This window comes from Actinoplanes nipponensis, assembly GCF_016862275.1.
Lineage (GTDB): Bacteria > Actinomycetota > Actinomycetes > Mycobacteriales > Micromonosporaceae > Actinoplanes > Actinoplanes nipponensis.
Window position 1 is genome coordinate 90,475 of the sequence record NZ_BOMQ01000011.1, and the last position, 14,678, is coordinate 105,152.

The following is a 14,678-nucleotide window of genomic DNA, read 5'->3' on the forward strand; positions in this document are numbered from 1 at the left end:
ATGCCTGGGTATGCCAGTCGGTCGGGCACCGTCAGAGCATGCGCCCCGCGTACGGCCAGCCGGCCGGCTATGGCGTGCCCGCCCACGGCGGACCTCACGGGCACCGTGGACCGGGTATGGGCGGTGTCGGCTCCGGTGTGACGCACGGGCCGCTACTGGCCGATCAGGGCGGGCAACGCGAACACCATCGTGGTCGACCAGGTGATGTGCGTCAGGATCGGGGCCAGGATGCCGCCGGACGCGCGCCGCTGCAGCGCCAGCACCAGGCCGAGCAGGACCGCCGCGAAGACCAGCATCGGGTTGCCGGTCGCGACCGTCGCCGCGGCGTAGATCGCGGTGGAGATGAGCACGGCGTGGCTGCGGCCGATCGCGGCGAACAGCGCGCCCCGGAAGAACACCTCCTCGGCCACCCCGTTGAGCACGGTGACGGCCACGATCGGCACGATGGCGCCGTACCGGGCGTGGGCCAGGACGCTGTTGACCAGCTCGCGCAGCGGCGGCAGCTCCCGGACGACCAGCGCGCCGGCCACGAAGACGGCGCCCAGCACCAGGCCGGTGACGATCGGCGTGACGATCGGGCGCCGCAGCCGGTCCCGGAACGGGATCCGGCCCAGGTGCAGCGGCCCGGACAGCAGCGCCCCGCCGACCCAGGTGAGCGCGACCAGCACGGTCAGCAGGTAGAAGACGTCGTCGCCCGGGCGGACGGACAGCGAGACGCCGAGCAGGGCGGCGCCGGCCACCAGGGTGATCGCGACGATCAGGCGGCGCCGGCGGAACTCGGAGTCGGACTGATGGTGGTCGCGTTCGACCTGGTCGATCAGCGAGGGTCCGACGACCCGTCTGGCGCGTTCCAGCCAGGCGGGGGTCACCGGGGCGCCCGGGCCCGGTCGGACCGGGCGGCGCGCTCGCGGTCGGCCAGGGCGAGCCGCACCGCGTCGTCGTAGCCGATGGGCGTGCCGGGCACGAGCCGGGTGATGGCGTCGTCGCGCACGACGACCTCGGTGGTCATCGAGTCGACCAGGTTGCGGGCGGTGGCCGAGTCGACGTCGGTGACGAACTTCAGCCACGCCGACGACAACCGCGGCGTCAGCAGCGGCACGGTGAGGTTGGGCAGCCGGTGGCCCCGGATCTCGGCCACGCGTTGCAGCATGTCGATGTACCGCAGCACCTCCGGGCCGCCGATCTCGTAGGTGCGGCCGCGGGCCTCGGCCGGCTCCAGCACGCCGGTCAGGTAGCGGACGGCGTCCGGCAGGGCGATCGGCTGGGTCCGGGTGCGCACCCAGCGCGGGGTCACCATGGCCGGGAGCCGGTGGGCCAGTTGCCGGGTCATCTCCCAGGAGATGCCGCCGTGGCCGATGACCACCGCGGCGCGCAGCACGGTCACCGGCACGGGGCCGGCCCGGAGGATCTTCTCGACCTCGCGGCGGGAGCGCAGATGCGCCGACAGCGTGCCGTCGTTCGCGCCGAGACCGCCGAGGTAGATGATCCGTTCCACGCCGGCCGCGGCGGCGGCCTCGGCGAAGGCCCGGGCGGCGTCGGCATCACGCTGCTCGAAGTCGTCCGAACCCAGGGAGTGGATCAGGTAGTAGGCCACATCGACGCCGGCGAACACCGCCGCCAGGCTGCCGGGATCGGACACGTCCGCGGCGACCGGTTCCCCGGCGCCGTGGTATTCCGCGGGCCGCCGGGTCATCGCGCGCACCCGGTAGCCCTCCTCGACCAGGCGTGTCGCCACGTGGGAGCCGATGAAGCCGGACGCGCCGCTTACCAGAACCGTTTTGGTCACCGCCTCCTACTACCCTGATTGCCCGCCGCGATCCCGTACCTTGGCGATCGGAATGAAAGGGGCGGCCATGCGGCGCGCGGTCGGCACGACGGGTCAGCTCGTCCTCGGTGCGGTGCTGCTGTTCACCGGCGCCGCTCACCTGAGCTTCGCCCGCGCGGAGTTCCGGGCCCAGGTGCCGTCCTGGCTGCCGATCGACGCCGACGCGGTGGTCGTCGCGTCCGGCCTGGTCGAGCTGGGCCTCGCGGTGGCGCTGCTGACGGCCTGGCGGCAGCCCGCGCGCGGCATCGTGGGCGCCGTCACGGCCGCGTTCTTCGTCGCGATCCTGCCGGGCAACATCGCCCAGTTCACCGAGCACCGCGACGGCTTCGGTCTCGACACCGACGCGGCCCGCGCGATCCGGTTGCTCTTCCAGCCGCTGCTGGTGCTGTGGGCCCTGGCCGTGACGAGCGCCGTGCCCACCCTGCGTTCCCTGCGCCGGCGACGCGCCTGATCGAGGTGCCGGGGCGCCATGAGCCGTAAGGTCGGGGTGCGGCCGGTCGATAGTGACGTCGTGACCCGACCGCGCACCGAGGCATGGCTCGTCTACCTTGCGCTCGGCGGCGTCGCGGCGGTTGTCATCGCGTTCGGTGACCATCGCTGGTCGGTCTGGGCCGCCACGGCGTTGCAGGTGTCGACTGGGCTGGTCGTCGTCGCCGGCATCCTGCGGCACCGTCCGGCCCGACCGGCATTCTGGGTAGTGACGGCGGCCGCCCTGATCGCGTACGCCGTGGCGCAATGCTCCTGGCGCACCGGTGACGACGGGTGGGAAACGGTCATTCCGTTCGGCGGCATCGACGACTGGCTCCTCTACCTGGCGTTCGGGCTGTTCACGGCGGCCCTCGCGATCTGTGCGCTCCGGGGACAGCCGGCCGGCAACCGCCGGACCGACGCGATCGACGGCCTCGTGGTCGTCCTGGGTGTGTCGGCCGCCAGCTGGCACTTCATCGCCGAGCCGTTCCTGGCCATCGGCGGGCTCGACCCGTGGCACAGCGCGCTGTTCTGGTTCTACGAGCTCTTCGAGCTGGCCAGGATCGCCTTGATCGCCCTGATCCTCATGGCGGCGACGGCGCGCGGCAGCGCCCAGCGTCTGGTGCTGACGGGCATGTCCCTGCCGATCGCCGGGGACATCCTCTTCACCTATGCGGCCACGACGGAGGCGCCGATCCCGGTCCAGTGGTTCGACCTGCTCTGGCTGTGGGGACCGGTCACGATCGCGGCGACGGCGCTACACCCCGCGATGGCGGCGCCCGTCCGTCCGGGCCGGCCGACCGACACCGTCTCGGGGGCCCGCCTGGTCATCTTCGTGCTGCTGACCGCCGTGATCCCGATCGTGACCGGGCTCGACGACATCACCGGAGCCGCGGCCCCGGCGGGCCGCACGGTCGAGGGCGCCTGGATCCAGATGACTCTCGGGGTCAGCGTCGCCATCCTGCTGGTCCTGCGGCTGGGCATGCTGAGCGCGGTCGCGCAACGCCGGTCCCGGGCCCTCGAGGAGGCGCTGCGCCTGCAGCAGGCGCTGCGCGAGCAGCTCGAGTACCGGGCCACCCACGACCCGCTCACCGGTCTCGGCAACCGCGCGGCGCTGCTGGATGCCCTGGACTGCACGCTGAGCCGGCCGGTCGGCAGCCGGGGCTGGCTGATCCTGCTCGACCTGGACGGCTTCAAGAACGTCAACGACACCTTCGGTCATCCGGTCGGCGACGCCCTGCTGGTGGCGCTCGCCCGCGAGTTCACCGTCGCGGTGCCGGGGGCCGGGAGCGTGGCCCGGCTCGGCGGTGACGAGTTCGCGATCGTGCTGCCCGAGCACGACGCTCCGGCCGTGACCCGGCTGGCGGACAGGATCCTGGCGGTCGCCGCTCGGCGGCGGCGGATCGAGGGCGCGGTGATCAAGGTTTCGGCCAGCCTGGGGCTGCTGCCGCTCGACGTGGTCGCCGACACGGCGTCGGCGCTGCGGGAGGCCGACATCGCGCTCTACGCCGCCAAGGACGCCGGCCGCGACCGGTACCGGGTCGGCGCCACGGGGACAGCCGGGGCCGGCGTGCCGGTGGACTCCCGCCCGGCCGCCGGCACTCGGATCAGCTGAGGCCGCCGGCGCGACGGCCCGGGGGAGCGGCGGTTCAGGCGATGAGCAGGCGCAGGCCGAGGTCGGCCGCGTCCAGGGCGACCAGGTCGCGGTTGCGCTCGGCCCACCGGCCCGAGGCGAGGTCCGCGCGGAGGGCGCCGACCGCCCGCTGCTCGGCCGGGCGACCGACCCGGGTCCACACCGACACCGCGCGGCGCACGTGGTCCTCCAGGTAGGCCTCGGGCCGGCGCCAGTACGCCTCGAAGAAGCCGTCCGCGCAGTCCCACGGGATGAGGACCGGCTCCGCGCGGCCGCCGATCGCGTGGGTCAGGTCGGCCAGGGACGGCCAGCCGACCAGGAGGCCGGCGAACTCGGGCAGGTAGTCGCGGGTGAGCCAGAACTCCTGGCGGCCGCCGGTGTCCGCGGCGTCGTACGTGAACACCACCACCCGGCGGGCCACCCGCCGCATCTCCCGCAGCCCGGCGACCGGGTCGCGCCAGTGATGGACGGTGCTGACCGCCATCGCGGCGTCGAAGGACTGGTCCTCGAACGGCAGGCGCTCGGCGGTGGCGGCCACGCACGGCGCCGCGCCCTGGGGACGCTGGGCCCGCATGACCGCCGACGGTTCCACCGCGGTGACGTCGCGGTCGGGGGGTTCGTAGGAGCCGGTCCCCGCCCCGACGTTCAGCACCGTGCGCGCGTCTCCCAGCGCCGCCCAGATGCGCCCGGCGATCCGGGGCTCGGTGCGCCGCGTCGCCGGGTAGGCGGATCCGATGGCGTCGTACAACTGGCCGCCGAACGCCTTCAGCTGCTCCTCCGGCGTCATCCTGATCCCCATCGCTCGGGCCTCCAGCTCTCGGTCGAGGGCCGCCACCATGGCGGCGGCGCGGTCGCGCTGTTCCAGGAGCAGTCCGCGCAGCCGGCGCAGGTGCTCGGCCGCGTCGGTGGCCGGGTCGTCGACCAGATCCGCGATCTCGCGCAGCCCGAAGCCCAGCCGCCGGTACGCGAGCACCTCCCGCAGCCGCTCCACGTCGTCGGCGGAGTAGGCCCGGTACCCGGCCGGGGTCCGCATCGACGGGCGCAGGAGCCCGATGTCGTCGTAGTGGTGCAGCGTGCGAACGGTGACACCGGTGAGCTCGGCGGCCCGCCCCACGGTCAAGTGCTCATCCACGGCACGACTATGGGGCCTGACGCCGCGTGAGGGGCAAGCCCACGGGGTGACGCATCGCACGGACCCGCCTACGCCGTGACGCCTTGCTGAATTGCTAATCTTTGCAAGTCGTAAAGTCGAGGGTGGGGGTGAGGTGACCGTGTCGGTCCCGCTCTATCAGGCCAAGGCCGAGCTCTTCCGCACCCTCGGCCACCCGGTGCGGATCCGGGTGCTGGAGCTGCTGCGGGACGGCCCCCAACCGGTACGCGACCTGCTCACCGCGATCGACGTGGAGCCGTCGAGCCTGTCGCAGCAGCTCGCGGTGTTGCGCCGGGCCGGACTGGTGCGGTCGGCGCGGGAGGGATCGCTGGTGCGGTACGAGCTGAGCACCCCGGACGTGGTGGACCTGCTGGCCGCCGGCCGGCGCATCCTCGGCGCCGTGCTGACCGACCGCGACGACCTCCTGGCCGAGCTGCGCACCCAGGCCGAGCAGTGAGCCTCGCGGGGGCGACCAGGTCGCTGGCCGCCCGGTTCGCCGGACTGCTGCCGCAGCGCAGCGACCTCGCGGCGGCCCGCCGGGCGCCGCGCAACGACCTGCTCGCCGGGTTGACCGTGGCCGTGGTGGCGTTGCCGCTGGCGCTGGCCTTCGGGGTCACCTCCGGCATGGGCGCGCAGGCCGGGCTGGTCACCGCGGTCGTCGCCGGCGCGGTCGCCGCGGTGTTCGGCGGCTCCAATCTGCAGGTGTCCGGGCCCACCGGGGCCATGACGGTGGTGCTGGTGCCGGTCATCGCCCGGTTCGGCGCGACCGGGGTGCTGATGGTCGGCGTGCTGGCCGGGCTGATCCTCATCGGACTGGCCCTGGCCCGCCTCGGCCGCTACGTGCGGTACCTGCCCACTCCGGTGCTCGAGGGCTTCACCGCCGGCATCGCCGTGGTCATCGCGCTGCAGCAGCTGCCGGCCGCGCTCGGCGTGGCCGGCGCGCACGGTGACAAGGTGTGGGCGGTGGCCGCCGACGCGGTGGTCCGCTTCGCCCGCGACCCGCACCCGGCGTCCATCGCGGTGGCCGTGGGCGTCGCGGCGCTGATGCTGCTCGGCGCCCGGTGGCGCCCCGGCCTGCCGTTCTCCCTGCTCGGAGTGGCCGCCGCCACGGTGCTGGCCGAGGCCGCCCCGGTCTCGCTGGCCCGGATCGGGGCCCTGCCCGCCGGCGTGCCGGCCCCGTCGTTGAGCTTCCTCGACGTCCACGCCGTGCGCACGCTGCTGCCCGCCGCGCTGGCGGTGGCCGCGCTGGCCGCCCTGGAGAGCCTGCTGTCGGCCACCGTCGCCGACGCGATGAGCGTCAACGAACGCCACGACCCGGACCGGGAACTGTTCGGTCAGGGCCTGGCCAACCTCGCCGCGCCCGTGTTCGGCGGCATCCCGGCCACGGCGGCGATCGCCCGCACCGCCGTGAACGTGCGCGCCGGCGCCCGCTCGAAGCTGGCGTCGCTGACCCACGCCGTCGCCCTGGCCGTCATCGTGCTGGCCGCCGGGCCGCTGGTCGGGCGGATCCCGCTCGCCGCGCTGGCCGGCGTCCTGCTGGCCACCACCGTGCGCATGGTCGAGGCCGGCTCCCTGCTCGCCCTGGCCCGCTCCACCCGCGGCGACGCGCTGGTGCTCGTCCTGACCTTCACCGTGACCGTCGCCCTGGACCTGGTCACCGCCGTGGCCGTCGGCATCGCCGTCGCGATCGTGCTGGCCCTGCGCGCGGTCGCCCGCACCGCCCGCATCGAGCAGGTGCCGCTGGAGGCCGGCGACCACAGCGCGGAGGAGCACGCGCTGCTCGCCGAGCACATCGTCGCGTACCGGCTCGACGGCCCGCTGTTCTTCGCCGCCGCGCACCGCTTCCTGCTGCAGCTGTCCGAGATCGCCGACGTGCGCGTGGTGATCCTGCGGATGTCCCGGGTCACGACCGTCGACGCGACCGGCGCCCACGTGCTCGGCGACGCCATCAACCGGCTGCACCGCCGGGGCATCACCGTGCTGCTGTCCGGCATCGCCCCCGGCCACGAGGAGATCCTGCACACCCTCGGCGTCGCCGACCAGCTGCGCCGCGACGGGCGGGTCTTCTCCGACACGCCCACCGCCATCGCGTACGCCCGCACCCACGTCCTGCACCACCCGGCCGGCGGGCCACCGCGGGCCGTCCCCCCACCGACCCCCCATACCCGGAGCGTCTAAATGCGACTACTGCTGATCGGCCCGCCGGGCAGCGGCAAGGGCACCCAGGCCGTGCGGATCGCGCGGCACTACGGCATCGCGCACATCTCCAGCGGTGACCTGCTGCGCCGCCACGTCGCCGAGGGCACCGGCATCGGCCGGGCCGTCGCGGCGTGCATCGAGCGCGGCGACCTGGTGCCCGACGCCATCGTCATGGACATCCTGCGCAAGCCCGTGGAGGCGGCCGCCGCGCGCGGCGGGTACATCCTGGACGGCTTCCCCCGCACCGTCGCCCAGGCGCAGGCCGCGTACGAGGTGGCCGGTCGGCTCGGCGCCGAGGTCCGCATCGCCGTGCACCTCACCGCCGGGCGCACCGAGCTGATGAAGCGGCTCCTGGCCCGCGGCGCGGCCAGCGGCCGGACCGACGACACCGAGCACGTCATCAACCACCGCCTGGACGTCTTCGAGGCCGCCGCCGCGCCGCTGCTGACCTACTACGCCAACCGGGAAACCCTGATCACCGTGGCCGGCGAGCGACCGGTCGACGACGTCACCCGCACCCTGGTCGACCGGCTCGACGAGGCCCGCCGTCACCTCGGCCTGCCCCCGCAGCCGGCGCCGGCCCGGACGGTCGCCTGACCGGGGCGCGCTCCGGCACAACCACGCGACCGGGGCGCGCCATCGCGCATCACCCCGCAGCCGGGCGCAGGGTTTCTCCCATCCGACGAGCCCGCCATCCGGCGGGCCGAACCGTGGAAGAAACCTGGATCATGACGAGCGACAACCTCTCCGGGCGGCCCGGCTCTCCCGGGCGCCGCGCCGCCGGAGGTCCTCAGCGGCTTCCGCCTGCCGCCTCGCCGGCGGTGAGCAGCCGGATGGCCTGGTCGATGTAGCGGTGGCGGTCCGCCTCGCTGGCGGGTAGGGCTGCGGGGGCGACGTGCGCCATCTGGGCATAGCCCAGGTACGCGGTGACCGCCAGCAGCCCACGCCGCCGCGCCTCCTCGGCCGGCCAGCCCAGCGCGGCGAACAGCCCCGCGGTGTACGCCACCCGCCGCTCGGTGACCCGGGCGAGCACCGGGGCGACGTGCGGATGATCGGCGGTGGCCAGCATCGCCAGCTCGATGGAGCCGGCCTCGCGGGGCACCGTGGAGTTCAGCACGAGGCCGATGAGCAGCCGGAGCCGGGCCAGCGGGTCGGGCTCGGCGTCGACCAGGCCGATGACCGCCTCGGTGTGGTCGCGTTCCCAGCGCAGCAGGGCCGCCTCGATCAGGGCGTCCCGGTTGGCGAAGTGCCAGTAGAAGCTGCCCTTGGTGGCGCCCAGCCGGGCCGCGAGGGGTTCGACCGCGACCGCCGCGAGGCCGCCGCCGGCCATCGCCTCCAGGGCGGCCGAGGTCCAGTCGTCGGCCGTCAGCCGGGGGGTCGTCCGCTTGCCCGCGGGGCGCTTGACCGGTCGCTCATTCACCACTGTACGGTAGCGTATGGAAAACATACGGAACCGTATGGAGGCGACGATGACAGCCACGGTGCTCAATGTCCATGAACGGGCTCTCCCGGTTCCCGCGGCCGAGGTGGGCCGGCTGCTCGACCGGATCGGCGCCGCCGACGACCCGGTGTGGCCGGCGCCCGCCTGGCCGCCGGTGCGGTTCGACCGGCCGCTCGCCGTCGGCGCCGACGGCGGGCACGGACCCGTCCGCTACCACGTCACCGGGTACGAGCCGGGCCGCCGGGTCGAGCTGACCTTCCACCCGCGCATCGGCCTGATCGGCACCCACGTCCTGGAGGTCGAGGAGCGCGGCCCGCACGCCTGCGTGCTGCGGCACCGGCTGAGCGCCCGGCCGGTGGGCCGCATGCGCCTGCTCTGGCCGGCCCTGGTACGGACCTGCCACGACACCCTCATCGAGCACCTGCTGGACAACGCCGAACGCACGGTGACCGGGACCGTGGCCCACCCCGTCCGGTATCCGTGGCGGGCCCGGCTGGCCGTCGACCTGGGCAGCGGCCGGGTTCGCGCCGTGCCGGTCCCGGCCGCCGCGACGCTGCTGCACGGCTCCCTCGGCCGGCCCGAGCTGGCCGACGCCTTCGCGCTGCGGGTGCCGCCCGGCACCACCACCGACCCGCAGGCCTGGGCGGACGCGGTGTTCCGGCGCCCGCCCCGGGTCGTGGTCGCACTGCTGCGCCTGCGGAACCGGCTGGTCGTACCGCTCGGGATCGAGCGCGGCGACGCCTCGGCCTTCGACACGATCGGCCGGGACGACCGCCAGGTGCTGCTCGGCACGGACGCCGGGCACCTGGACTTCCGGGCCGGCGTGCTGGTCCAGCCGGACGCCGCCGGCACCACGGTGACCGTGGCCACCCTGGCGGCGACCCGGTCCCGCGCCGGGCGCGCCTACCTCGCCGTCGTGCGCCTCGTGCATCCCCTGGTGGTACGGGCGATGCTGCGCCACGCCGGCCGGGTCACCGTCGCGCCGTGGCGGTCCACCGGGCCGCGCGCCGATCAGCCGGTCGGCTGACCGTCGCGGGTCAGGACGACCCGGCCAGCACGAGGTTCTGCGCCGATCCCCCGTCGGCCGGCGGCGGGTCCTCCGGATCCGGATCACTCGGCGGCTGCGTCGGCTCGGTGGGCGGCGCGGTGGTGACCGGCGGCTCCGTCGGCTCCGGGTCCGGTTCGGTGGTGGTGGTGGTCGGCGTCGGGTCGGTCGGCGTGGGATCGGGCGGCGTCGGCGGGGTCGTCGGGCCCGCGGTCGGCGCCGCGCTCGACGGCTTCGGCCCCGGCCTCGCGGTCCGCGGCGGCGTCGTGGCGTCGCGGGTCCAGGTGTCGGTGGCCCGGCGGGCGGGGCGCTCGTCGTCCACCGGCAGGATGCGGACCGGCTGCGTGGAGGTCGGGGACGGGGTGCCGGCGGGCTGCGGCGCCCGGGTCTCGGGGGCGGGAACGGGCGCGCCGTCGACCGCCGCCTCCGCCTCGCGGCCGCCCGGCGTCGAATACCCGTTGGCCACCTGCAGCCCGATGACGCTGACGAAGGCCGCGGCCACGGCTATCGACGCGGTGATGGCCGCGCGGCTGCGCGATCGCTGGGGGCGTACCGGCGCGATGGTGCGGGTGATGACGGCCGCCGGCCGTACGGTCGGCGGCCGGCCGGAGGCCCGCCGCAGGACCTCAGCGACCTCGGCGGCCGGCGGGCGCCGGGCCGGGTCGTCGGCCACGCAGGCCTCGTACAGCCGGACGACCTCGCGGGGGAGCCCGGCGATGCCGGGCAGGCGCGGCGGCCGCTGCTGGTAGCGGGCGGCGAGAATCTCGTTGACGGTGGTGCCGGGCCAGGCCCGGGCGCCGGTGAGGCATTCGAACAGCAGCAGGCCGAGCTGGTAGACGTCGGCCGCCGGGTACGTCGGCTCGCCGCGCAGCTGCTCGGGCGCCAGATGGGCCGGGGTGCCCCAGAGCCGGCCGTGGGTGTCGAGGCTGTTCTGGCCGGAGAGGGCGGCGATGCCGAAGTCGAGAACCTTCACGCCGGCCGGGGTGAGCATGACGTTGCGGGGCTTCACGTCGCGGTGCACCAGGTCGCGCGCATGCGCGGCGGCCAGGGCCGCGGCGACGTCCGCGCAGACCCCGGCGGCGTGGGACCACTCCAGCGCGCCGTCCGCGGCGAGCCGGTCGGCCAGGGTGTCGCCCTCGAGGAACTCCATCACCAGGTACGGGTACCGCTGGCCCTCGTCGGTGGCCTCGCCGTAGTCGTAGACGCGGGCGACGTTGGGGTGCGTGAGCGCCGCCGCGGCCCGCGCCTCGCGCAGCACATCGAGGGAAGGCGCGCCGCTCTCCGACCGGTGCGCCGCGAACAGCTTGATGGCGACGCGGCGTTTGAGCGTACGGTCGTAGCCACTGTGCACGACGGCGCTGCCGCCGTGACCGACCGCCTGCTCGACCCGGTAACGGCCCGCCAGAGATCGCATGATGCCCCCTCCTGGCCGTCCACGCACCGATCTTGCTGAGAGTGTTGCATGTTCGGTCCCGGAACGCAGGGGGGCAGGGTCGGCCCGGGCCGGCCCGCCGCGCCGGGCGCACTGGACAGATTGCCCAGCGAAGGCCGGCTGTGGCCCGCCGATCAGCGCAAGATGACCGGTCCGGGATGGGCTGGTTGTGCACCGCGGGCCCATTGGCCAAGCTGGGCCCGCGGCCGGCTGCGGCCCACCCGGAATCAGCGGAGGTACGGATGGCGCACGATCAGCGGGCCGGCATCGCGCCCCCCGGCGGCCCGGGGACCGGCCGCGTGACCGGCACGCCCCGGCTGTTCGCGGGCCTGCTCGACGACGCGGCCGTCTTCCCGCCCGGCAACGTGCCCATGCCGGACGCCGTCCGGGCGTACCGCGAGCGCCGGGCGCTGCCGCTGCTGGGCGCGTTCATCTGCGCCCTGCCGCGCTGGGGCGAGCTGCGGGAGCAGCTGACCGCCGGGCCGCCGCTGCGGGTCGCGCTCACCGTGCCCGGCGGAGCGGCGGATCTGCCCGCCGCGATCGCCCTGGCGCGCGCGGAGCCCCGGGTGGAACTGGCGGCGCTCGAGGTCCCGGCGACCGCGGCGGGACTGGCCGTCCTCGCGAACACCGCCGACCGGCCGGTGCCCGTCTATGTCGAGCTGCCCTGGGCCGACGTCGACGCGACCACGGTCGCCGCGCTCGTCGACGCCGGCCTGCGCCTCAAGATCCGCACCGGGGGGCTGGCCGCCGCGGCCTTCCCCGCCGAGCAGCAACTGGCCGAAGTCCTGCGCACAGCCGTACGCGGCGGCGTCGCCTTCAAGCTCACCGCCGGCCTGCACGACCCGATCCGGCACCGCGACCCCGCCACCGGCTTCGAGCACCACGGCTACCTCAACGTGCTGCTGGCCACCGCCCGCGCCCTCGCCGGGGGTGACGTCCTGGCGGCGCTGGCCGACCAGGACGGCGCCCGGGTGGCCGGCGCCGTGGCCGCCATCGGCGACGCGCCGGCCGAGCGGATCCGCCGGCACTTCATCAGCTTCGGCACCTGCAGCGTCACCGAGCCGGTCGACGGCCTGCTGCGCCACGGACTACTCCCGGAGGACCCGCGTTGACCACCGTCTCCGCCGCACCTTGGCTCGACGTCCCGGCGGACCATCCGTTCGGCGTCGCCACCCTGCCCTACGGCGTGTTCAGCACGGCGGCGGACCCGGTCGCCCGGGTGGGGGTCGCGATCGGCGAGCTGATCCTGGACCTGGCGCCGGTCGTCCGGCTGCTGGCCCCGCGGCTCGCCCCCGCCGTGGCCGGGCCGTCGCTGGACGCCCTGCTGGCCGCCGGCCCGCGAACCTGGGCCGAGGTGCGCGCGGCGGTGACCACCTGGCTCACCGACCCCTCCTTCAGCGATCAGCTCGGCGCGCATCTCGTACCCGCGCGGGACGCCGTCCTGCACCTGCCGTTCACGGTCGCCGACTACGTCGACTTCTACGCCTCCGAGCAGCACGCGACCAACCTCGGCCGGATGTTCCGGCCCGGGCAGGACCCGCTGACGCCGAACTGGAAGCACCTGCCGATCGGCTACCACGGCCGCGCGGGCACCGTCGTCGGCTCCGGCACCGGCGTCGTCCGGCCCAGCGGCCAGCGCCGCGAGCCCGACGGCGGGATCACCTTCGGGCCGTCCCGGCGCCTGGACATCGAGGCCGAACTGGGCTTCGTGGTCGGCGCCCCGTCGCGGCTGGGCCGGCCCGTCGAGCTGACCCGGTTCGCCGAGCACGTCTTCGGGGTGTGCCTGGTCAACGACTGGTCGGCCCGCGACATCCAGGCCTGGGAGTACGTGCCCCTCGGCCCGTTCCTCGGCAAGTCCTTCGCCACCTCGGTCTCGCCGTGGGTGGTGCCGCTGGCCGCGCTCGACGCCGCCCGGGTGGCGCCGCCCGAGCGGACCGTGCCGCTGCTGCCGTACCTCGACGACTCGCGCACCCCGCCGTGGGGCCTGGACGTACGGCTCGAGGTGCGCCTCAACGGCCACGTCGTCTCCCGCCCGGTCTTCGACGGCATGTACTGGACCGGCGCGCAGATGCTGGCCCACCTGACCGCCAACGGCGCGTCCCTGCGCACCGGTGACCTCTACGCCTCGGGCACGATCAGCGGCGCCCGTCCCGACCAGCGCGGCTCGCTCATCGAGCTGTCGTGGGGCGGCGCGGAACCCCTGCGGCTGGCCGACGGGACGACCCGAACCTTCCTCGAGGACGGCGACGAGGTCGTGATCAGCGCGGTCGCGCCCGGCGCGGGCGGCACGGTCATCGGGCTGGGCGAGGTGCGCGGCCGGATCCTGCCCGCGGGCCGCGACTGACCGGTCCGGCCGGCTCAGGGCCAGCCCTGATGTGCGCCCGGCGGCGCGTTCATAGCATCGGATCCGCAGGTCAGCGGCTTACCTGCACCCGACGGACGGCGGTCGCCGTCCGTCGGGCAGTAGCCACTCACGGAGGGATCCATCAATGCGACAAGCACTCCTGGCGATCGTCGCGATCGCCGCGGCCGGCGCCGCGACGCTCGGCGTCCCCTCGCCCGCCGCCCAGGCGGCCACGCCCACCGCCGCCCGGGCGGCCACGCCCGCCGCCGAGCTCCGGGCGGCGGCCGGCCCGCGGCGCAACGACAGCGCCACCGAGGCCGTCTACTTCATCCACGGCTTCGACTCCAGCCGCCGGGGCGGCGGGTACAACTGCGGCTCCTACTGGAAGGGCGCCCTGAACGGCTTCCGCAAGGGCGGCTGGAAGGGCAAGTTGGTCACCTTCGGCTACTACCGGACCGACCGTGGCTGCACAGTGGAGCATCCCGGCACGCGCAGCACGCCCATCCGGACTGTCGGCCAGAAGCTGGCCTGGGACATCTACAACCGGTACTCCCGGCACGGCAAGTCGGTGGACGTGGTCGCCCACTCGATGGGCGGCCTGGTGATCCGCTCCGCGCTGACCCAGGTGCAGAAGCGGGCCAAGGGCTGGCCGCCCTACCTGTACGTCGAGGACGTCACCACCATCTCCACCCCGCACACGGGCACCAACTGGGCCCGGCGCTGCACCCCGGTGCAGTGCCGCGACATGCGTCCCCGCAGCGGCTTCCTCAAGGGCCTCTACCAGAGCCCGCAGTCCCGGCAGGGCACCGACTGGACGCTGATCGGCGCCTCGGACGACGACGTGGTGACCACCGGGTCGGCGCTCGGGATGAAGGCCGGGCACAAGGTGATCTACGCCGGTAAGCAGGGCCTGGAGCACGGCACCCTGCACAACCGGGCCACCGGCTCGTTCAAGATGCGGTACTGGAACTACTACGCCAAGAAGTGGTCGGGTTGGGTGCGGGGCGCCGCTCCCGTGGTGGTCGCCAAGAACGCGTCGTACTTCTGGTGGAAGTGGTGACGTCTCGACGTTAGCGGCGCGGAGAGGGAGCCGGTGGCCGGCTGACCGGGGCATCCGCCCGGCGGCCGGCCACCGGTGTCG

14 protein-coding genes are annotated in these 14,678 nt (G+C 74.9%); 9 read left to right on the forward strand and 5 right to left on the reverse strand.

All coding sequences use genetic code 11. From position 1 onward, the window contains the following. Positions 1–152: 152 nt before the first annotated feature. Positions 153–869, reverse strand: a complete 717-nt coding sequence (locus tag Ani05nite_RS04625) for a type II CAAX endopeptidase family protein (RefSeq protein ID WP_203765427.1) — start codon at positions 867–869, stop codon at positions 153–155. Continuing rightward, complete coding sequence (locus tag Ani05nite_RS04630) at positions 866–1,786, reverse strand: NAD(P)H-binding protein (protein WP_203765428.1); 921 nt, start codon at positions 1,784–1,786, stop codon at positions 866–868. The genes Ani05nite_RS04625 and Ani05nite_RS04630 overlap by 4 nt, the downstream gene beginning before the upstream one ends. 67 nt (positions 1,787–1,853) lie before the next feature. On the opposite strand from Ani05nite_RS04630, the gene Ani05nite_RS04635 reads away from it, so the two are divergent. After that, positions 1,854–2,276, forward strand: a complete 423-nt coding sequence (locus tag Ani05nite_RS04635) for a DoxX family protein (RefSeq protein WP_203765430.1) — start codon at positions 1,854–1,856, stop codon at positions 2,274–2,276. Positions 2,277–2,336: 60 nt separating this feature from the next. Further along, complete coding sequence (locus tag Ani05nite_RS04640) at positions 2,337–3,908, forward strand: GGDEF domain-containing protein (protein WP_203765432.1); 1,572 nt, start codon at positions 2,337–2,339, stop codon at positions 3,906–3,908. Between the two features lie 34 nt (positions 3,909–3,942). On the opposite strand, the gene Ani05nite_RS04645 is transcribed toward Ani05nite_RS04640, so the two are convergent. Next, the gene (locus tag Ani05nite_RS04645) at positions 3,943–5,058 is read right to left on the reverse strand and encodes a MerR family transcriptional regulator (protein WP_203765434.1); all 1,116 of its coding nucleotides are present in this window, start codon (positions 5,056–5,058) and stop codon (positions 3,943–3,945) included. A gap of 139 nt (positions 5,059–5,197) precedes the next feature. Between Ani05nite_RS04645 and Ani05nite_RS04650 the strand changes: the two genes are divergently transcribed. From Ani05nite_RS04650 to Ani05nite_RS04660, 3 genes are read left to right on the forward strand one after another with little or no spacing between them, the layout of a single operon-like run. Next, a complete protein-coding gene (locus Ani05nite_RS04650; protein WP_203765581.1) occupies positions 5,198–5,533 on the forward strand; it encodes an ArsR/SmtB family transcription factor in 336 nt (111 codons plus the stop codon). Then, positions 5,530–7,254 (forward strand): SulP family inorganic anion transporter, encoded by a 1,725-nt coding sequence (locus Ani05nite_RS04655; protein WP_203765435.1) that lies wholly within the window; start codon positions 5,530–5,532, stop codon positions 7,252–7,254. Before Ani05nite_RS04650 ends, Ani05nite_RS04655 begins: the two co-directional genes overlap by 4 nt. Further along, the gene (locus Ani05nite_RS04660) at positions 7,255–7,872 is read left to right on the forward strand and encodes an adenylate kinase (protein ID WP_203765436.1); all 618 of its coding nucleotides are present in this window, start codon (positions 7,255–7,257) and stop codon (positions 7,870–7,872) included. Between the two features lie 193 nt (positions 7,873–8,065). Here the strand turns inward: Ani05nite_RS04660 and Ani05nite_RS04665 are convergent, their stop codons facing one another. Then, complete coding sequence (locus Ani05nite_RS04665; protein ID WP_239129282.1) at positions 8,066–8,695, reverse strand: TetR/AcrR family transcriptional regulator; 630 nt, start codon at positions 8,693–8,695, stop codon at positions 8,066–8,068. Positions 8,696–8,744: 49 nt separating this feature from the next. Between Ani05nite_RS04665 and Ani05nite_RS04670 the strand changes: the two genes are divergently transcribed. Then, the gene (locus tag Ani05nite_RS04670; protein ID WP_203765437.1) at positions 8,745–9,743 is read left to right on the forward strand and encodes a DUF2867 domain-containing protein; all 999 of its coding nucleotides are present in this window, start codon (positions 8,745–8,747) and stop codon (positions 9,741–9,743) included. A gap of 10 nt (positions 9,744–9,753) precedes the next feature. Here the strand turns inward: Ani05nite_RS04670 and Ani05nite_RS04675 are convergent, their stop codons facing one another. After that, the gene (locus tag Ani05nite_RS04675) at positions 9,754–11,175 is read right to left on the reverse strand and encodes a serine/threonine-protein kinase (protein ID WP_203765441.1); all 1,422 of its coding nucleotides are present in this window, start codon (positions 11,173–11,175) and stop codon (positions 9,754–9,756) included. Between the two features lie 260 nt (positions 11,176–11,435). Here Ani05nite_RS04675 and Ani05nite_RS04680 point away from each other — a divergent pair, with 260 nt between their 5' ends. The 3 genes from Ani05nite_RS04680 (at position 11,436) to Ani05nite_RS04690 (ending at position 14,597) form a co-directional block, all read left to right on the forward strand. Continuing rightward, positions 11,436–12,305: a hypothetical protein gene (locus tag Ani05nite_RS04680; RefSeq protein WP_203765442.1), complete on the forward strand. Its 870-nt coding sequence runs from the start codon at positions 11,436–11,438 to the stop codon at positions 12,303–12,305. Beyond that, complete coding sequence (fahA, locus tag Ani05nite_RS04685; RefSeq protein ID WP_203765443.1) at positions 12,302–13,537, forward strand: fumarylacetoacetase; 1,236 nt, start codon at positions 12,302–12,304, stop codon at positions 13,535–13,537. Before Ani05nite_RS04680 ends, fahA begins: the two co-directional genes overlap by 4 nt. A gap of 145 nt (positions 13,538–13,682) precedes the next feature. Beyond that, positions 13,683–14,597 carry an esterase/lipase family protein gene (locus tag Ani05nite_RS04690; RefSeq protein WP_203765444.1) on the forward strand — a complete coding sequence of 305 codons (915 nt, stop codon included), beginning with the start codon at positions 13,683–13,685 and terminating at the stop codon, positions 14,595–14,597. The last annotated feature ends 81 nt before the right edge of the window (positions 14,598–14,678 follow it).